Origin of the sequence: Spirosoma terrae, from assembly GCF_010435915.1 — a bacterium.
GTDB lineage: Bacteria > Bacteroidota > Bacteroidia > Cytophagales > Spirosomataceae > Spirosoma > Spirosoma terrae.
The window spans coordinates 107,958-127,243 of the sequence record NZ_JAAFZH010000008.1 but is presented as its reverse complement, the minus strand read 5'-3'; the positions used below and the strand labels follow the sequence as shown (position 1 = coordinate 127,243).

The 19,286-nt window shown below is 47.9% G+C and carries 12 protein-coding genes and 1 pseudogene; 8 read left to right on the top strand and 5 right to left on the bottom strand.

The genetic code is table 11. The features are described 5' to 3' along the window. Nucleotides 1–71 precede the first annotated feature (71 nt). Complete coding sequence (locus GK108_RS18050; protein WP_163951620.1) at nucleotides 72–950, top strand: c-type cytochrome; 879 nt, start codon at nucleotides 72–74, stop codon at nucleotides 948–950. Between the two features lie 21 nt (nucleotides 951–971). Beyond that, nucleotides 972–1,523, top strand: a complete 552-nt coding sequence (locus GK108_RS18045; protein ID WP_163951618.1) for a cupin domain-containing protein — start codon at nucleotides 972–974, stop codon at nucleotides 1,521–1,523. 59 nt (nucleotides 1,524–1,582) lie between these two features. Here the strand turns inward: GK108_RS18045 and GK108_RS18040 are convergent, their stop codons facing one another. The 5 genes and pseudogenes from GK108_RS18040 to GK108_RS18015 all read right to left on the bottom strand — a co-directional run bounded on the left by GK108_RS18040 (nucleotide 1,583) and on the right by GK108_RS18015 (nucleotide 7,015). Beyond that, the gene (locus GK108_RS18040; RefSeq protein WP_163951616.1) at nucleotides 1,583–3,361 is read right to left on the bottom strand and encodes a hypothetical protein; all 1,779 of its coding nucleotides are present in this window, start codon (nucleotides 3,359–3,361) and stop codon (nucleotides 1,583–1,585) included. 380 nt (nucleotides 3,362–3,741) lie between these two features. Continuing rightward, the gene (locus tag GK108_RS18035) at nucleotides 3,742–4,668 is read right to left on the bottom strand and encodes a universal stress protein (RefSeq protein ID WP_163951615.1); all 927 of its coding nucleotides are present in this window, start codon (nucleotides 4,666–4,668) and stop codon (nucleotides 3,742–3,744) included. A 153-nt stretch (nucleotides 4,669–4,821) separates the two neighbouring features. Next, nucleotides 4,822–5,907 (bottom strand): annotated as a pseudogene (locus tag GK108_RS31315) (AI-2E family transporter). A gap of 156 nt (nucleotides 5,908–6,063) precedes the next feature. Next, a complete protein-coding gene (locus GK108_RS18020; RefSeq protein WP_163951608.1) occupies nucleotides 6,064–6,750 on the bottom strand; it encodes a class I SAM-dependent methyltransferase in 687 nt (228 codons plus the stop codon). Nucleotides 6,751–6,799: 49 nt separating this feature from the next. After that, nucleotides 6,800–7,015 carry a hypothetical protein gene (locus GK108_RS18015; protein WP_163951606.1) on the bottom strand — a complete coding sequence of 72 codons (216 nt, stop codon included), beginning with the start codon at nucleotides 7,013–7,015 and terminating at the stop codon, nucleotides 6,800–6,802. Nucleotides 7,016–7,407: 392 nt separating this feature from the next. Here GK108_RS18015 and GK108_RS18010 point away from each other — a divergent pair, with 392 nt between their 5' ends. The 6 genes from GK108_RS18010 (at nucleotide 7,408) to GK108_RS17985 (ending at nucleotide 19,189) form a co-directional block, all read left to right on the top strand. Further along, nucleotides 7,408–7,998, top strand: coding sequence for an RNA polymerase sigma factor (locus GK108_RS18010; protein ID WP_163951604.1), 591 nt, complete (start codon nucleotides 7,408–7,410; stop codon nucleotides 7,996–7,998). Nucleotides 7,999–8,056: 58 nt separating this feature from the next. Beyond that, on the top strand, nucleotides 8,057–9,118 hold the full coding sequence (locus GK108_RS18005) for a FecR family protein (protein WP_163951602.1): 1,062 nt from the start codon (nucleotides 8,057–8,059) through the stop codon (nucleotides 9,116–9,118). 250 nt (nucleotides 9,119–9,368) lie between these two features. Beyond that, entirely contained in the window at nucleotides 9,369–12,833 is a 3,465-nt protein-coding gene (locus GK108_RS18000) for a TonB-dependent receptor (RefSeq protein ID WP_163951874.1), read from the top strand. Between the two features lie 14 nt (nucleotides 12,834–12,847). Then, entirely contained in the window at nucleotides 12,848–14,662 is a 1,815-nt protein-coding gene (locus GK108_RS17995) for a RagB/SusD family nutrient uptake outer membrane protein (protein ID WP_163951600.1), read from the top strand. A gap of 217 nt (nucleotides 14,663–14,879) precedes the next feature. Beyond that, entirely contained in the window at nucleotides 14,880–17,354 is a 2,475-nt protein-coding gene (locus GK108_RS17990) for a glycoside hydrolase family 95 protein (RefSeq protein ID WP_163951598.1), read from the top strand. 155 nt (nucleotides 17,355–17,509) lie between these two features. Further along, the gene (locus GK108_RS17985; protein WP_163951596.1) at nucleotides 17,510–19,189 is read left to right on the top strand and encodes a glycoside hydrolase family 43 protein; all 1,680 of its coding nucleotides are present in this window, start codon (nucleotides 17,510–17,512) and stop codon (nucleotides 19,187–19,189) included. The last annotated feature ends 97 nt before the right edge of the window (nucleotides 19,190–19,286 follow it).

The following is a 19,286-nucleotide window of genomic DNA, read 5'->3' as shown; positions in this document are numbered from 1 at the left end:
CATAGCCTGTTGGCTGAATTTTGTACCGCAGCTCAATGCATTGAGCTATATCTACAGAAACAACAACTGCTATGTTACGTAAAATTCTTATTTGGGTAGGCAGCATCCTTGGTGTCCTGCTCGTAGTCGCACTAGGGAGCTATTTTTTCATAGCCCACAACATCACCAATCGTACCGAAAAGCCCTATAGTTTCCCAACCGAAACGCTGGCTATTACAGCGGATAGCACGACCTTAAAACGAGGCAACCACCTGGTTGTAATTAAAGGTTGTGTCGACTGTCATGGCGCCAATATGGCTGGCAAGGTAATGATGGACGATGCTCCATTAGGCCGATTGGTTGCTACCAATCTGACAAAAGGGAAAGGTGGTTTGCCAGCTGATTACAGCACAAGTGACTGGCTGATGGCCATGCGGCACGGAGTTGATCGCAACGGCCGACCACTGCTACTCATGCCCGCTCATGAGACTACGCTGCTAACCCAGCCAGACCTGACCGCCATTATTGCCTATTGCCAGCAATTAGCACCAGTCGATAACGTATTACCGGAAAACAAATTAGGGCCGGTTGTTAACATAATGACGTACCTCGACAAAATGCCTTTGCTCTCTGTCGAAAAGATTGACCATACTCACTCTGTAGTGGCCAGTGTTGATACCGCCGAAGGCGTAGCTCTTGGTAAATACCTGGCTATTTCGTGCAGCGGTTGTCATCGCCCGAATTTTAAAGGGGGTGATCCATTAGCGCCCGGCCTCCCTCCCGTACCCAATATCACAAGCACGGGCAACGTAGGCAAATGGAGTCAGGAGCAGTTCATTCAGACGCTACGTACCGGCAAAACCCCCAATGGTCATCAGATGAGCCCAGACGATATGCCCTGGAAAATGACGGCTGAGTATGAACAAAAAGAACTGGCTTCTCTCTATCAGTTTTTGCATTCAGTAAAATAACCTTCCTCTAAACAACCAATCATGAACACGTTACCAAGAACTGTCACCAATCCCGACATTGGCGATAAAGTTACCTTTCTGAAAACAGCCGCCGAAACCAACGGCGAATATGCCCTGGTAGAAGTTGAACTTGCTCCCGGCGGTGGCAATGGCCTTCACTACCATGTTACGTTTATTGAAGTTTTTGACGTAATACAAGGAGTTTTAGGCATCCAGTACGGTAAAGAAATTATGTCGCTGAAGGCCGGAGAGAGCGCAACCGTGCCGCTAAACGTAGTACACCGCTTCTTCAATCCGAGCCCCGATAAGCCCGTAAAATTCCGGACAACGATCAAACCGGCCCGCCACTTTGAGGAAATGATTCGGATCGCCTATGGCCTGGCCAACGATGGGCTTACCAACAAAAAGGGAATGCCCAAAAGCATCTGGGATTTGTCGATCCTGTTTGAGAAAGGCGAGAGTTATCTGCCTACGTTGCCACTACGTATCCAGAAAGGTCTTTTTGGGCTGCTGGCTTACATTGCCCGACTAAAAGGTCGTGATAAGGCGCTACTCAAATATTATTCGGTCTAACAAAAACCAAAAGCGTCGGGAAAGGCCCGACGCTTTTGGTTTTAAGAACATTCCGCTTTCTATTTCAGAATTTTCACGCTGGTTTTTTGATTGCCAGACACAGCCTGTAGCAACAGAATACCTGACGCTTTTCCATCTACCCGAAATACCTGTTCGTCACGACGACTGACCTGTTCGATTCGGCGGCTTTCGAGCGTTCGCCCCTGCAGATCGCTCAACCACAGTTGCACCGATTCTCCGTCAACACCTTCAACCAGAACACGTAGCTGGTCCTGCACAGGGTTACCCAATACGGTCAGCGTTAAGCCCGATTTGATTTCTTCTACGCCAGCACGGGCTCTGCCACAGGCTGCTTTCAAATCCCACATAAGCGTTACTGTTTTTCCGCTCTGACGGGCTGTCAATGTAAACGGTTTAACATCGTTTGCGGTACGACTGTCTTTATCGACAAACTGATCGGGATTGGTTGTCCAGCCTGTAATACCCGGCGCCATAAACTCAATGGGGCTACCATCGCCACCGGTAGTATTAAAACGAATAGCCCCCGTTGAGCAGTTATACGTTGGCGATGCCAACGCCAGCGCATTGCCAGTAGATGGGTTGTCGCCGGTAACGGTAAATTTGAACGTAGTGGTCGCTCCTCCGCCATTGGCACTCGCTGAAGCCGTTACGGTATAAACGCCCGGCGTGTTGGCTGTACCGACCAGAACCCAGGTAGGATTCGGGCTACCGCCCCCTTCCTGTCGGAAAAAAGTAGACACTCCCGGTGGTAATCCCTGCGCATTAACTGCCCAGCTAGTCGTAACGGCGGAGGAGAAATACAGCCCAATCGTGAAATAAACGCTCTGCCCAACCGCTACCATCTGGTCTGGTATGGTACGCACCGAAACGGTAGAATTAGCACTATTGCAGTAGTTCTGCCGCGACCATACATAGCTAACGACCCGGCCACTTTGACGTGCCGAGATGACAAAGGGGGGAATATCGTTGCAGGTACGGGCACACTGATCCAAAACATGGGCAGCCTTGGTTGTCCAGCCTGTAATCCCTGGCGCCATAAACTCAATGGGGCTGCCATCGCCACCGCTCGTCCTAAAAAGAATCTCGCCTGTAGCACAATTATAAGTCGGCTGCGTTAAAACCAGATTATCAGTAGGATTAACCGGTTTACCCAATACCGTAATTGTAAATGTATTTGACGTGGCTAATTCGCCGGTTATACCCCGATAGAAATAGCACGTTACGGTTACGGAATAAACGCCTGGCGCGGCAGGCACACCCGTAAAGTAGGCATTCGTACTGGGCCCCATTGTTGCGTCCCTAAACTCCAGACCCGGTGGCGTACCTACTGCCCCAAATGAAACAGGCGTATAACCCGTTCCGTGGTATACATTCGGGTCTGTGAATTGTTGCGAAACAGCATACCTATCAAGTTTCTCACCAACCGTTATCGTCAGGTTTGCTATTGGCGACACCAGTACCGGCGGTTTGAGCCCACTAACACTACAATAGCTTATTATATCGAATGTGTAACTAGCTGTATACCCACTTTGGGTAGCCGTAATAGGAATTGGTTTTGGGTCTCTCCGAAGTCCTTCCTCCACAGTGCCTGAATTACTAAAAACCGACGATCGGGTTATGCCTGGCGCCGAATACGTAATTGGCGACCCATCACCACCGAGCGTGTTAAACGTAATGGCGCCCGTCGAGCAATTGTACGTTGGCGCAACAAAACGTAGTGGTGTTTGCCCCCAAACAGTAGCCGTTAGGGCTAAACACAGCATCCACACGAGAATCAGCCGATACGTGCCGACATCCGTTCTGTAGTTGTTTTTCATTTCGATAAGGGATTAGGATTTAACTTTACTTAGGACTCACTTAACCAATAAACGGTTGTAATCCAAAAGGTTACACTCTACCCATATTTACTAATCGGCAACCAATTCTTTATAATTTACTTATCCTATAGGTATTAAAATTAACTGTCGGCTCATGGTCTTATTTGGGTTTATTAATAGGTGTGGATAGCTTTTAGGTGGATAGACAGCGTAAAGCGCTTTCGTACTGAATAGGAAACCGCCATGAAAGGTGAATCATTTTTTCAGCTGATTTTCATAAGCTGCTTTTAACGTAAGAGAGATCGCCAGGGTGGGCGATCTCTCTTACACTTACTCGTACTGACGGGCCGTTTTTATAGTGGCGCGTTACGTTGTATTAATCAGCTCGCCTGCACGAGCGAAAAAATTCGTTGCATCGATTTAATACCTCCCCTTATCGGTAAGATGGGCCGATCAACGGATTGATGTGGTCTCATTGACAATACCGGCACTCTAGCGCGCCGGATAACCTGCCGGGCAACGGCACCTTTGAAGAAGTTAGTGAATGATAGCTCCGGGCTAGCCATGAGTATGATCAGACTCGTCTGCAAATCAGCTGACTTTTGAAGTAGCGTGTCAGAAACCGAATCCGTCTCCGTAACCAGCATATCCGCTTTGATCGAGTCTGCTTTCAATCGTTTATCAAGTTGCCTGATAGCCTGGGTCAATAACGTTGTCGTCTCTGCTTGCCGATTATCAAACAAAGCCAGAATTGTTACGTGTGCTTTATTTTTCTGAATGATCCGGCGGGCAAACTCATAGCTATCCAATGCTCCCTCAACTGGACGTAGCGAAAACAAGATCTGCTTAAAATCGGTCGCCTGTGTATTACCTGGCACTGTCAGTACAGGGCAGGGAGCCTCTTTTAGTACGCGGTAGGTATCAGAGCCCAGCAAGTAATCTCGCATACCAGACCTCTCCTCAGACCCCATGACAATTAGATCAGCGCCAACCTCCTGCGCTTTTTCTAGTATACGATCATGAACTATTCCAATACGGCACTCAACGTAACACTGTACCGACTGGCCTTGCAACAATGAATCAGCCCATCGCTGGAGTTTCGATAATTCAGACAGAATTACGTCTTCGGTCGACATTGAAACAACTAATTTGTCGCTTCCAGAAAATGAATAAGTATCGGGATTAATAACATGCAATAACCGGAGAACAGCCTTATGGCGACGACTCATGGCGGCCGCCACTAGTACTGCTGCTTCCGATTTTTCGCTGTACTCGACAGGTACCAGAATTCGTTTTAATGTTGACATTTCCATAACGTAGTAGCATTTTAAAAACAGCTCCTCATCACAACCATTCAGGTCGCTATGCGTACAAAAGGAACTTTCGATATTCTTCGAACATAGCGCCTACTGCTTAGAATTTGCTTAAGCTGTTCTTAGAATTAAGTAAGAGCGACTACGCTACTTCTTCGAAAACGTGTCTTTTAACCGATCTAAAAGACTGGATTCCTCTTCGTCGATTTTACCAATCAGAAATCCGTAGGGCTTTAAAGAATCCACATGATCACAGATAATTTTTATAATACCCAGCACGGGCAGGGCTACAATCATTCCTGGTATTCCCCAAACAGCCTCCCCTATCACAATGGCCAAAATGGTGAACAGTGGATTGATGTTTACCTCAGCGCCGACAATCAATGGTTCAATGAGATACGATTGCGTAAACTGTACAACCCCGTAAACAACTATAATACCGAGCACCATATTACTACTCCCTCCCTGGGCTATGGTTAACAAAATGGTCAGGATACTGCCTGTGAGATTTCCTACAAACGGTACCGTTTCCAGAATTCCGCATAGAATCGCCAGGAAAATGGCCTGCTTCACCCCAACTAGGCTAAAACCAATACCGTACAGTATCCATAGCAGTAGAACCATTATAGCCAGCCCCGTCAGGTACTACTGAGCCACTTTGCTACTCTCATAAAGAGCCTCCCGCGTTTCGGATCGGGAGTCTGAATCGACCAGCTTTAGCACAAACTTCTTCAGATGGTTACGGAAGTATAAAATCAGGTAGGCATAAACAAATATTAATAATGAATCTACGCCTATGCCCAGCAACGAACTCAGGCTTTTGGTCATCATTGTCGACAGTTCCCCAACGCCCGATGACTGTTGTTCTTTTATAAGTTTCTTTTGCTGTTGCGGGTTGATACCAAATTTCTCATCTATGTAAGCCTGAACCTGAGCCATTACCTGTTTAATCCGTTCTTCTATCCCTGCCAGATCGTTGAGTAGATCCGTAGATTGCCATTTGAGGAAAATCAGAAGCCCCATTCCAACGCCCAGTAAGCAAACAATACATATCGTAGACGCCAACCCCCTGTTTATGCCGCGCTGCTCAAGCTTTTTGCTCACTGGAAAAAACAACATGGCCAGTAATCCGCCAATTGTTACAGGAATCAGCACTGTCCGGGCGAAGTATAAACCACCGAACAACAAAAAAAGAAAAATAAGAAACTGAGTAGGCTTGGCCAGTACATGCATGAATCCGTCATCAAAATGAAACAGTAAACCAATGCATAGTAAACTCCCTAAAAAGCGAATAGGAGAACAACCGGGGGAAAATTTTACTTAAAACGCCACAAGCCGAACGTAATGCTGCGTTCGGCTTGTGGCGTTCCTTTGTTCTAAACTTGATTATTACGCTACTACTTCCAAATCATCGATGTCGATCAGAACGGGTGAATCATAGAGTTTACGCATAATGAAACCATGCTCTTTTACCTCCGACAAAGCATGGTGGCGAATCATGCCATTCTGGGCCAGACTGATGTTCTCGATATGATCAACAACGTAATTGGGGAAATAGCGCGTTACGTCGTCGGGCGAAATACTAAACGGAGGAGTCGATAATAACGGCGAATACTCTAGTGTATTCAGAAAATATAACGTACCAACTGGAGTTAGCCATTCGAGCGTTTGCAGATATCGCATACGCATATCGTGAGGCAACATAGTCATTGCAGTACGATCATAAACGATGTCAATTGCACCAATATCTTCGCGATTCAGCCAGAAGAAATCACGGCAGAGAATCGTAATATTGCCCGACACAAATCGGCTGCCAATCTGCCGATACGCCAGGTGGTTCTCGTCAAAAAACTGGATAATTGCTTTTTCTGAAATTTCGACGCCAATAACCCGCGTAGCAAAGCGACTGAAATACAATAAATCTATTGATTTTCCACAGAAAGGAACGAATATCGTTTGGCCTTCCAGCGCAAATGGGGGCAGATGTTTAATAAGATGAGGGTGAATATCGTTACGGTGGAAGTTGGTATAGTGTCCTTTTAATTCCCAGGAGTTTAACCAGAATGCTTTTTCCATGCTAAAAAAGAGAATGAGGTTTCGGTCGTTTGATGATACAAAATTCCGACTAATCCATCATCTCTTTTAGCGCGGATACACGGCTTTTATTAACTACGTAGTAACCCGTGCTTCGAAGCGGAAAATCACGGTTATCGATCGCCGATAGTTTCGGTTCTACAGTAGACCAGTTGGCCTGTGCCGGATTAACGACGAACTGTAAACTATACAATCTTACCTGAAACGTTCGGCCAGATGCAATTCGATTAATTGGTACAAATAGCATGCAAAAATGTTAAAATACAGTCAGTATCGATCAAAAGAAGTCTGGTTTCTATAATTATATTGCTGTAAAATTGTATTCTCATTAACTATAATAAATGAACTTATAAACGATCAGTCAATTATTTTCTCTTCATCATGTAGAGCAGATGCTCAGCAGCAGGCAAATGCAGGCTTTTTTAAGATCAATAGTTACAGAAACAATATAACGCCAACCCATATACGTATATAGGTATCCGTTAGCTATTTTAACCAACTGTTTCAGCGCGATAGCTGACCTGACATCTATAAAAGTTAACGATATGAATTGATTATGATGCTACATTAGCGTACTCGTAATTAGTTACGTATCCAATACAATGGTCTTACTCTTATTTTGACTCTATTCATTACTTTATGACTCCTCCGGACCACATTTTATGGCAATCGTATCGGCAGGGTGATAAACAGGCATTAGGCCGGTTGGCTGAGCGTTATTACCGGGCGCTAAGACACTATGGCCTGAAATTCATGGTGACAGAATCTGTTGTAGACGATTGCATTCAAGAGCTTTTTTTGCAATTGTGGCAAAATAGACTGCAGATTAATGATACTAGTTCCGTAAAACATTACTTATTCAAGAGCTTACGACATCATGTCCTGCTCCATCTTCGGTCTCAAAAGCGGTTCTTGGTCGAAGAGCTGGACTGGGACAGTTCATTAACGGAGGGAATTGACAGTGAATCGCTCCTGATTGAACAGGAAACGCTCACCCTATTAACAACTACCATCCAATCTCAATTAGCGTCTCTGCCCACGCGGGAGCGAGAAGCCTTATATCTTCGTTATTACGAAAATTTGTCTATTGGCGAGATTGCCGAAGTGATGAATATCAATCGGCAATCAGTATCCAATTTTCTGCAAAAAGCCCTGAGTAAACTTCGAAATCAATGGCTTGTGCACCTATTTGGAGGAATTTGGATTTTATGCCAAAAAAATTTCCTTTAAATAGGGTATAGTCGGGCATATTCTTCATACTATCATTATAAGTAGTAGAAAAGTGCCAATGGACAATCATTCTGAGACCCTTTCATCGGTAGAGGATTTCTTAAAAAATGAAGCATTTCGACGCTGGGTCACCGAAAGACAACCAGCGGACAGAGCCTATTGGCAGGCATGGCTGGCGGTAAATTCCGACAAAAAAGAAATTTATGAACAGGCAATCGCCACTTTTCTAGTAGTAGAGGGAAATAAAATTGAGCTTACCGATCATACGGCTAAACAGAAAGCGGAACAGATAGTCGATCAGATGGTCGACTTTTCCGCGCCGGTCAGACCGCTCCTTGGGTGGGCTAAATGGATGGCAGCGGCCGCCATTATAAGCGTACTCGTCTGGTGGCGAATGGATACCGATCAGGTAGGGTCACAGGCAAGAGTAACTCGCGCCACTGAACGAAAAGAGACAAGTTGGAAACAGGTAAAAAATACGACAGGGATACCACTTGTTGTGCTTTTACCCGACTCCTCCTCCGTATTGCTTTCATCGGGCAGCCAACTACGCTTTAATAAACAGACGAACCAAGCACAACGAGAAGTCTATCTGGATGGCGAAGGTTTTTTTGAAGTAACCAAAAAACCAGACAAACCTTTCATCGTCTACACGCCCACACTGACAACGAAAGTACTGGGAACCAGCTTTCAGGTTCGATCTTTTGACAATGAGACATCGGCTTACGTCCGGGTAAAGACAGGAAAAGTTTCCGTATTATCAGCTGTTTCACCTAAAAAACCTATTCTATTACGTGTAAATGAACAACTACGTCTAGATACCAAAACTGACAAAGTTCTTAAGCAAAGCCGTAGCGTAGCTGATGAGCAGTCATCTTCCATCATTAGCGAACAGTTTGTATTTAATTATACGCCCATTCCGGTGATTTTTGGTCAGCTTGAAGACAGCTATCACATGCCAATCATTTATGATCAGCAATCACTTAAGAAATGTACGTTCACTGGGCAGCTAAATGACGTTCCTTTTCTGGAAAAAATTCGGTTGATCTGCCTTGCCATCGATTCCACGTTTGAAGTAGTAGATAATCAGTTAATTATACATAGCCACGGATGTAGCTAAAATTATTTCTACCCTAAACCCCAAACCCGTTTCAACACAATGAATAGTATGTAACAGATCACTTTTTTCACAAAAAAGCGATACTGCTACCAACAGTATCGCTTCGAACGCCCCTAAATGTGTCACCAAAACACATTCTCCCTTCTCTGAAAGGGAGACAGGAATTGTATTGTCATTTTTTCCAGAAAATAACAACGTACACAAACTTATGCAATACCTTTTAATGAACCGCAAGGTTTTGATCAGGATTATGAGAATTTCAAGCCTGCAAATCTTACTTGCTCTAACCTTAGCCAATATCAGTTTGGCTTTAGATAGTAAAGCCCAGGAACTCCTTAACCGACGAGTCAGTATTCAGGCTCAGAATGAGGACGTTGAAATAACCATCAAACGGATTGAGAAACTGGCTAATGTCCAGTTCTTATTTAGCCGTGAGATTATCCAGTCAAAAAGAAAAATAAACTACCAGGCTAAGAATGAGCAGCTTTCCCGCGTCCTGGAGCAGATATTAGCACCGCTCAACTTACGCTATGAGGTAGTTGGTCAACAGATTGTTATTAAGCGAGAAGGAACATCGACAACCTCACTCGACAATAAAACGTCTGGCGATATCCCTAGTGATCAAGCTCAGGATGTACAGATTACAGGCCGGGTAACCGACGAAAAAGGCGAAGGTCTACCTGGAGTTAACATCCAGATCAAGTCGACTCAGCGCGGCACAACAACCGACGAGCGGGGTAACTACCGGATTGCGGTACCTAATACCGATGCTGTTCTGGTTTTTTCGCTGGTGGGTTTTGCCGCACAGGAAGTTACGGTTGGTTCGAGAAGTGCCATCAACATTACCATGGCAACAGACAACAAAACACTCGATGAGGTCGTCGTAGTTGGCTATGGTGTTCAACGTAAACGCGATGTGACGGGCTCAGTGGTGTCTGTAAATGAAACCACATTAAAAGAAGTCCCTGCCCCTAACCTGGTGAACCAGTTGAAAGGCCGGGCTGCCGGAGTAACCATCGTTAGTAACGGAGCTACCCCCGGTTCACAGGGGCAGATTCGAATTCGTGGTAACCGCACGCTAACGAGCGGTCAGGGATCAAACAGCGACGGGCTGGATGGTCCGTTAGTGGTTGTCGATGGTATACCGTTTGGGGGACTCAATGACATCAACCCCGACGATATTGCTAGCCTGGAAATTCTCAAAGACGCATCGGCTACAGCCATCTACGGATCGAGAGGATCGGGCGGTGTTATTCTGATCACGACCAAACGAGGCAAAGTAGGCAAGCCCGTTTTCAGCTACGACGGTTATCATGGCGTAACCAACATCATGGGTAAATTCAACATAATGAATGGCCCGGAGTATGCCCAGTTTAAAGCCGATGCGGCCAAATATAACCGCACCAGCCCCGGAACGACTGCCTACCCCCTTACTCAGAAAGAAACAGAAGCACTGGCGGCCGGTATTTCAACCGATTGGCAGGACTTACTGTACAAACAGGGGTTCAACACCAACCATCAGCTAAGCATGACGGGCGGAGTTGAAAATACGCAGTACTCGCTGGGGTTAGGCTATTTCAACGAGACCGGTATTATTCCCAGCCAGAAGTTTGAGCGCTATACCATTCGTGCCACGATTGATCAACGTATCGGTAAACACGTTAAAATTGGGTTGAACACGCTGAATACCCTTACCTATACGAACACACCAGGGGGTGGCGGTATTCCAGGTGGTCTGGTTCGGTTGACCCCGTTGGCAGCACCCTACAATGCAGACGGATCAGTTAATCTATTCCCGGCAGAAGGCTCCATCGATGCTGCGTCAGTCAGTCCATTAACCATTATTACCAAAAAGGACTCCTATCTGGGTCGTACACGGGCTTTGCGGACCTTTAACAGCCTTTATGCCGAGGTCAATATTTTGCCTGGCCTTCGTTATCGGATGAATGCCGGTTTGAATTTCAGCCAGTCGAATTACAATGGTTACGGTGGACCGCTCACCTATTTCAACAACGCTACGGTTCAGTCGTCATCGAACGCCGAAATCAGTAACACCGAATACTGGGATATCAACCTGCAGCACCTGCTGTACTATGATAAAACAATTGGCAAGCATAAATTCGGCGTAACCGGACTGTATGAAATCACCAAAAACCATTCGTTGGGTAGCCGTTTCACGATTACAGGGGTGCCAGCCGACTACATCAAGACGTCCAACTTCTCACTGGCTTCCGGAACGCCGGTTGCCAATTCAGACTTTGGTAACTCCTTCTCGGAGCTTGGGCTGCTTTCTTACATGGGTCGTGTGAACTATAGCTACAACGACCGCTACCTGTTAACACTTACCCTAAGACGCGACGGTTCCTCTACGTTATCACCAGGTAACCAATACTTTAACTACCCGGCTATTGGTGCTGGCTGGAACATTATTGAGGAAAACTTCATGAAAGAAATACCCGTTGTATCGAACCTGAAAGTACGGGGTAGCTGGGGTATATCGGGTAACCGTAACGTAGGCGCTTATGCAACGCTAGGAGCGCTGTCGGCTGGTTATTACAACTTCGGTACCGGTACTGCCGGACAGCAACTGGCCTATACCGTTACGAGCTTACCTGCTACGGGATTGGGCTGGCAATCGACCTCACAGATTGATTTAGGAATTGACTTTGGCTTCCTGAATAACCGCATTACGGGTTCGGTTGACTGGTATCACCAGCAAACGAAAGACATTCTGTTGTCTGTACCTCTCCCACCGAGCAACGGCGCCGGCTCGACGCTGAAAAACTTGGGCCGGACAGAAGGTAAAGGTCTGGAAACCGCCTTGACGTTCGAGATTTTCCGCAATCCGAAAGGCTTCAACTGGAGTGCCGACCTTACGTATTTCTTCAATCGGGAGAAAATCACCCAGCTTACTACGCCAGCCGAGCAGGCCAATATCGGAGCGGGCTGGTTTGTTGGGCAACCACTGTCGGTTATTTACGATTACAAAAAAATTGGCATCTGGCAAACCGCCGACCAGGAAAATGGTACGTTGGCAAAACAAACGTCACCCGTACAGTTTCCTGGCCAGATCCGGGTGGAGGATGTGAATGGAGACGGTAAAATTGACGCTAACGATCGTCAGATTCTGGGTAATTTCCAGCCAAACTGGGAAGGCGGTCTAACTAATCGGTTCAGCTACAAAAACTTCGATCTGTCGGTTGTCACCTTTGCCCGTATGGGTATGAAAGTAATTGTCCCCTATTTGACGGGTAACTCGACGGGTTCGGGCGGCTTTGCATTCTTCAACCAGGGCCGGGTAAATCAGGTAAAAACCGACTATTGGACCGAAACCAACCCAACCAATGCGTTCCCAGCTCCAGATGCAGCCAGTGCCGTTGCCTATTTTGGTTCTACGCTGGGCTACTACGATGGCTCGTTCGTCAAAGTCAGAAGCATCAACCTGGGCTACACGTTCTCCAGTGAGCTGATCCGGAAAATTGGGATGAGTTCAGCAAGGGTTTATTTCAACGCTACCAATCCGTTCATCATTTATTCGCCATTAGTACGTGACCACCTGGCTGTCGATCCAGAAGGGAACAGCTATGCTAGTGGTCAATCGACGCTGAATCCTCAGGGGGCCAGCGATCGTGGTACGCCGGAACGTCAGATTGCAGTGAACCTGAATAATCCACCCGTACGGCAATTCACCTTAGGCGTAAACCTTAAATTCTAACCTCGAAAGCTACAATGAAAGCCATAAAAGTTGGCGCCGTGCTTGGCCTTACGGCTATCCTGAGCACAGGTTGCGAAAAAATATTACAGGAGAATCCGCAGTCTCAAATCGTTCCATCTTACTTCAACAGCCCGGCTGGAGTATTGGGAGGAATTGCCGGAGTCTATAACGACATCCGGGGCCAGTGGGGCACTGAAGGATTTACGGTAGAAATGCAGGCCGGAACTGATGAGTTCTTACAAGGAGCCAGCGCAGGAACGCCCATCCCATACACATACAACGGCCTTAATGGTAGCAACTTTGGCTCGGCCTGGGGCGTAGCGTTTCAGGATATCAATACGATAAATGGCGTACTCAAGTACGGCCAGACAATCGATTTGCCGGAGGCTACCCGAAAGCAATATCTGGCTCAGGCCAAGTTTTTGCGCGGATTCTGGTATTTTTACCTGGTGCAGACCTGGGGCGATGTTCCACTGCATACCGAATTCATAACAACGCCGTCGCAGGCAGCTTCCCGCCAGCCAGTTGCCCAGGTGTATGAATTGATCATTAAAGATTTGACCGAAGCGGCTGCTGACTTGCCCAATACGCCTACAGCACCCTTCCTGGGAAAAGCAGCCACTAAGCCGGTGGCTCAGCTACTGCTTGCCAAGGCCTATCTGACCCGCGGCTGGCTGAACAATACGGCTTCGGACTTTACGCAGGCAGCCACCATTTGTGACAACATCATTGCCAACAAAGGAACCTACGGACTCGATTTATGGCAGGACTATGGTGATGCCTTTGTGCCCGCCAATGACTATGGTAAAGAAACCATGTTTGTTAGCGATCACGTACTCGATCCCAAATTTGGTTACTACGTAGTGGGAGCAGCAGCTGGTGGCGGTGCAGCCCAGAATCTATCGCCCTGGTTTACCAACTGGAACTATCCGAACAACAGTGGTATCAACTCCTACAAAAGCACAGCGGGCGCTTATGTGAATAGTGGGACCTCCCTTATGATTCGGGACTCGCAATACGGTCGCCCCTACGTTCGTATGCGTCCGAACAGTTACCAATGGACAACTGGTGCCAATGCAGGCAAGAATTATTTCCTGGATCAGGCATTTACAAAGCGTGATGTTGATTCACGATTTATGAGCTCATTCTATACGGTGTATATTGCCAATACCGCTGTTACCAATTCGGCTACGGCTGCCAATAACAAACGGGGAATCAGTTATACAACCGTAGTAGGCGCAGATACCGCCGTCTGGCTACCAGATTTTGAAGTGGCCGGTGCACCACAGTTCGTAGGGACGAGACCGTTCAAAGGGCTTGTTGTTCCGCCTAGCCTGTGGGATAATGGCATTTTCCCAGCGCTGAAAAAGTTCATGGACCCAAGCCGGGGTGCTAACTTCAATGATCCATCGACCCGCCCTTGTGTGCTGTATCGCTTTTCGGACGTATACATGACCGGTGCTGAAGCCTACTTCAAAGCAGGCGATGCAACCAAAGCGGCAGCCCTGATAAACGTAGTACGGCAACGGGCGGCTTACCGCAAGACCAATACGGCTGCTCAAAATTCAGCCGCAGCAACGGCCATGACAATCACGGCAGCTGACGTAACGCTGGACTTTATTCTGGATGAACGCAGCCGCGAATTCTTCGGCGAATGGCAGCGTTGGCATGATCTGGTCCGTACTCGCTCGCTGGTCCGCCGGGTGAAAGCCTGGAATCCGGAAGCTGCGCCTTATGTCCAGGATTTCAATATGCTACGTCCTATTCCTCAATCGCAGATAGACCGCGTAGTTGAGGGTCCGGCATTCACGCAGAATCCTGGCTATTAGGAGTATGAGTATCGTATAGTAAACCAGCGTTTTTTGTCATCCTGACGGCAGGAAGGATCTTCGTAATAGTCAATAAAACAGAAGGCTTCCGAAGATCCTTCCTGCCGTCAGGATGACAAAAATTACGTTGTAGTAATATGGAATATGGGTAAGGATACGCCTTGAGCCTTCTTTTGTCATCCCAGCATATCTACCCCCAACTAGCCACTTACAACGAATGCGACTATTCCTTTGCCTTTTCCTGTTGACCCTATCAACGGCTGGCTTTGCCCAAAACAAAACAGCGTTAAAACTGTGGTATAACAAACCAGCTGAAAAAATATGGGAGAGTGCGTTGCCTATCGGAAATGGCCGACTGGGCGCCATGATTTACGGCAACGTACCGCAGGAAACCATCCAGCTCAACGAACATACGGTCTGGAGTGGAAGTCCCAATCGCAATGATAATCCCAATGCGCTGGCCGTCCTGCCCGAAATCCGGCAGTTGATCTTTGATGGTAAACAAAAGGAAGCCGAGCAACTGGCCAACAAATCGATTCTGACCAAGAAATCGCACGGACAGATGTTTCAGCCGGTTGGTAATCTCATGCTAACCTTCGATGGACACGATACGTACACCAACTACTATCGTGAACTTGATATTGAACGAGCTGTGGCCAAAACGTCGTATACAGTCGGCGACGTTACGTACACGCGCGAAGTGCTGGCATCCTTCCCCGACAACGTAGTAGTGATGCAACTAACCGCCAGTAAACCTGGCAAGCTGTCGTTTTCCGCTTCTTTTTCCACCCAGCAAAAACCGTCCGAAATTAAAACGACGACGGCCAAAGAACTCACCATGACGGCCACTACGTCGGATCACGAGGGCGTGAAAGGCATGGTGACGTTCAAAGGCATAGCCCGAATTAAAAATGCAGGTGGTACGCTCGCTACCACCGATACGTCGCTCATTGTAAAAGGTGCTACGTCGGCAACTATTTACGTAGCGATTGCCACCAACTTCAACAGCTATAAGGATCTTAGTGGCGATGAAAACGTCCGTGCTGCTACGTATCTGAACAACGGTTACTCAAAATCGTTCGCGGCTATCCTCAAGACGCACGTGGCCGCGTATCAAAACTACTTCAACCGGGTAAAACTCGATTTAGGTGATACTGAAGCCGCTAATCTGCCCACCGACGAGCGATTGCGTAATTTCCGATCGGTCAATGACCCACAACTTGTTACGTTGTATTATCAGTACGGCCGGTACCTGCTGATTTCCTCGTCGCAGCCGGGCCGCGCTGGTGAAGTACCGGGTCAACCCGCCAATTTGCAGGGCATCTGGAACAATAAAATGCGGCCACCCTGGGACAGTAAGTATACCATCAACATTAACACCCAGATGAACTACTGGCCCGCCGAGAAAACCAATCTGTCCGAAATGCACGAGCCGCTGTTCAGAATGATTCGGGAACTGTCGGAAACGGGGCAGGAAACCGCCAAGGTCATGTACGGAGCTGGTGGCTGGATGGCCCACCACAACACCGACATCTGGCGGATCAACGGTCCTATCGATGGCGCTTTCTGGGGCATGTGGACCGCCGGTGGGGCATGGCTTAGCCAGCATTTATGGGAGCATTACCTCTACAATGGCGACCGGGCTTTTCTGGAATCGGTCTATCCAATTCTGAAAGGAGCCGCTCAATTTTACGCTGATTTTCTGGTTGAACACCCCAAATACCACTGGCTGGTCGTAACCCCCAGTACGTCGCCCGAAAATGCGCCCCAGGCACACGGTGGCTCATCGCTCGATGCCGGAACAACGATGGACAATCAGATTGTATTCGATGTATTCAGCACGGCCATCCGGGCCGCCGACATCCTGAAAAAGGACGCTGATTTTGTGGCGGTACTTAAGCAGAAACGGAGTAAACTGCCTCCTATGCACATTGGGCAGCACGGCCAGTTGCAGGAGTGGCTCGACGACATTGATGATCCCAACGATAAACATCGGCATATCTCCCATCTGTATGGCCTGTTCCCTTCGAACCAGATTTCTGCCTATCGCACACCCGATTTGTTCAGCGCTTCCCGCACCAGCCTGATTCATCGGGGCGACGTATCGACGGGCTGGAGCATGGGCTGGAAAGTCAACTGGTGGGCCAAACTTCAGGACGGTAACCATGCCTATGCGCTGATCCAGAGTCAACTGACACCACTGGGTGTCAACAAAGACGGGGGCGGTACGTATAACAACCTGTTCGACGCGCACCCACCGTTTCAGATCGATGGCAACTTCGGCTGTACATCGGGCATCACCGAAATGCTCGTCCAAAGTAACGATGGAAGCCTGCATCTGCTACCCGCCCTGCCAGACGTGTGGCCTACGGGGAATATCAGCGGCATCCGGGCTCGTGGCGGTTTCGAGGTAGTCAGCATGGAATGGAAAGAAGGCAAGCTGACGAAGCTCACCGTCAAATCAAATCTGGGTGGTAATCTGCGATTACGATCAATCAATGCGCTGAAAGGAAGTGGATTTACGCTGGTAAAAGCATCGGGCGACAACACCAATCCATTCTACGTAGTGGACGAAACGCCAGCCGCTATCAAATCGCCACAGGCCAACGTAACGCCTTTATCGCTGAAAGAAACGTTTCTGTACGACCTGCCAACGCAATGCGGGAAAGTGTATACAGTGGTGATGGAGTAAGATAGTAACGAGCGCTTTTTTGTCATCCCGACGCCAGGAGGGATCTTCGGGTGAGGAGATTTTTGGGTATCATCCGAAGATCCCTCCTGGCGTCGGGATGACAAAAAAGACGTCAAAAAACGTTAAATAAGTTAAAGTAATTTACCTGAAATCTAATGAACAACCGCCTTTTTCCAGCTCTTTTCGCTACACTGAGTCTGGTAATAAGCTTTTCCGCTTCCGCCCAGACCACGCTGGTCAACCCTATCCTGACAGGTTTCTACCCTGATCCGAGCATCGTGAAGGTTGGAACGGATTACTACCTGATCAATTCGACCTTTTCCTATTTTCCTGGTATCCCGGTCATGCACAGCAAGGACCTGAAAAACTGGAAGCAGATCGGCAACGTCATCGACCGCCCCGAACAAATGGATTTCATGGGCGAACGCCTGACCCGTGGCCTGTTTGCTCCTGCCATCAGCTATCATAAAGGAACGTACTACGTCACCTGTACCGATATCGACCACGACGGCAACTTTGTCGTTACGGCCAAAAATCCGGCCGGGCCGTGGAGTAATCCGGTCAAGGTGCCGGAAGTAAAAGGCATCGACCCATCTATTTATTTCGACGAGGAAACCGACAAAGCCTACATCATCTACAACAGCGATGCACCGGATCGGAAACCCCTATATTCGGGCCACCGCACGATCCGCATGTATGAATTTGATTACAAAAATTTAAAGGTTATTGGCGAAGAAAAGCAACTGGTCAATGGCGGGGTAGATTTGTCTAAAAAGCCCGTCTGGATTGAAGGGCCGCACATCATGAAACGGAACGGCTGGTATTATCTCTACGCAGCCGAAGGCGGTACGTCGGTCAACCACTCCGAAGTGGTGCTACGTAGCAAAGATGTCTGGGGGCCATACGTACCGTTCGAAGGGAATCCAATCCTGACGCAACGGGAATTACCGGCTGACCGGAAAGACGCCATTACGTCGGCGGGACACGCGCAGTTTGTGGAAGGACCGGACGGAAACTGGTATTCGATTTTTCTGGCGGTACGTCCTTACGAAGGCGATTATTACAACACCGGTCGCGAAACCTTCATTGCACCGTTGACCTGGCAAAACGACTGGCCGATGATTGAGCATGGCGAAAAGCCAATCGCCTACAGTTACACCACCAACATCAAGGAAGTCAAACAAAAGGGAGCCTTACCGCAATCGGGTAATTTCGCCTATACACTGACCTTCGATAAGGGTCTGGACCCAGCGCTTCTGTTTATGCGCACACACGACAAGAATTCCTATTCACTCTCGAAAAAAGATGGTCTTACGCTGAAACTGAAACCCGAAACAGTGATGGAGATGGGCAATCCGGCGTTCATCGGAAAGCGCCAGCAGCATCTCAACAGCACCGCCGAAACCGAATTGACCTTTAGCCCGAAATCGGATAAAGAAAAAGCCGGGCTGGTCGTTTTACAGGACGAAGGCCATTTCTATTTTCTATGTAAATCGCAATCGCAGGGGAAGGATGTGCTGCAGCTGTTCAAGAGCGTTCCCCGCGAAAAAACGATGGAACTCCTTGCGGAAACCCCACTGGATTCGAAAGCCGGTAAAGTCGGTCTGCGCATCACCTCGCAGGGGGATACGTACCGTTTTTACGTATCGACCGATGCCAAAAACTGGACGCTGCTGAAAGACAACGTCGATGGCAAGTTTCTGAGTACAAAAGTAGCGGGTGGTTTCATTGGCTGTCTGTATGGCATGTACGCTACGTCGTCGGCTGAGCCAACAACCAACACAGCTTCCTTCCAATACCTGAAATACGAAGGCAATGATTCGATGCTGAAGTAATAGTCGATTGCCAGCACTTCTTTCTTTGTCATCCTGACGATAGGAAGGATCTTCGGAGGAGAATCTGTTTTATACCATCCGAAGATCCTTCCTATCG

What these genes read in the sequence shown, in the direction of transcription:
- GK108_RS18050 (WP_163951620.1), top strand. Translation starts at nt 72, where the DNA reads ATGTTACGTAAAATTCTTATTTGGGTAGGCAGCATCCTTGGTGTCCTG.
- GK108_RS18045 (WP_163951618.1), top strand. Translation starts at nt 972, where the DNA reads ATGAACACGTTACCAAGAACTGTCACCAATCCCGACATTGGCGATAAA.
- GK108_RS18040 (WP_163951616.1), bottom strand. Translation starts at nt 3,361, where the DNA reads ATGAAAAACAACTACAGAACGGATGTCGGCACGTATCGGCTGATTCTC.
- GK108_RS18035 (WP_163951615.1), bottom strand. Translation starts at nt 4,668, where the DNA reads ATGTCAACATTAAAACGAATTCTGGTACCTGTCGAGTACAGCGAAAAA.
- GK108_RS18020 (WP_163951608.1), bottom strand. Translation starts at nt 6,750, where the DNA reads ATGGAAAAAGCATTCTGGTTAAACTCCTGGGAATTAAAAGGACACTAT.
- GK108_RS18015 (WP_163951606.1), bottom strand. Translation starts at nt 7,015, where the DNA reads ATGCTATTTGTACCAATTAATCGAATTGCATCTGGCCGAACGTTTCAG.
- GK108_RS18010 (WP_163951604.1), top strand. Translation starts at nt 7,408, where the DNA reads ATGACTCCTCCGGACCACATTTTATGGCAATCGTATCGGCAGGGTGAT.
- GK108_RS18005 (WP_163951602.1), top strand. Translation starts at nt 8,057, where the DNA reads ATGGACAATCATTCTGAGACCCTTTCATCGGTAGAGGATTTCTTAAAA.
- GK108_RS18000 (WP_163951874.1), top strand. Translation starts at nt 9,369, where the DNA reads ATGAGAATTTCAAGCCTGCAAATCTTACTTGCTCTAACCTTAGCCAAT.
- GK108_RS17995 (WP_163951600.1), top strand. Translation starts at nt 12,848, where the DNA reads ATGAAAGCCATAAAAGTTGGCGCCGTGCTTGGCCTTACGGCTATCCTG.
- GK108_RS17990 (WP_163951598.1), top strand. Translation starts at nt 14,880, where the DNA reads ATGCGACTATTCCTTTGCCTTTTCCTGTTGACCCTATCAACGGCTGGC.
- GK108_RS17985 (WP_163951596.1), top strand. Translation starts at nt 17,510, where the DNA reads ATGAACAACCGCCTTTTTCCAGCTCTTTTCGCTACACTGAGTCTGGTA.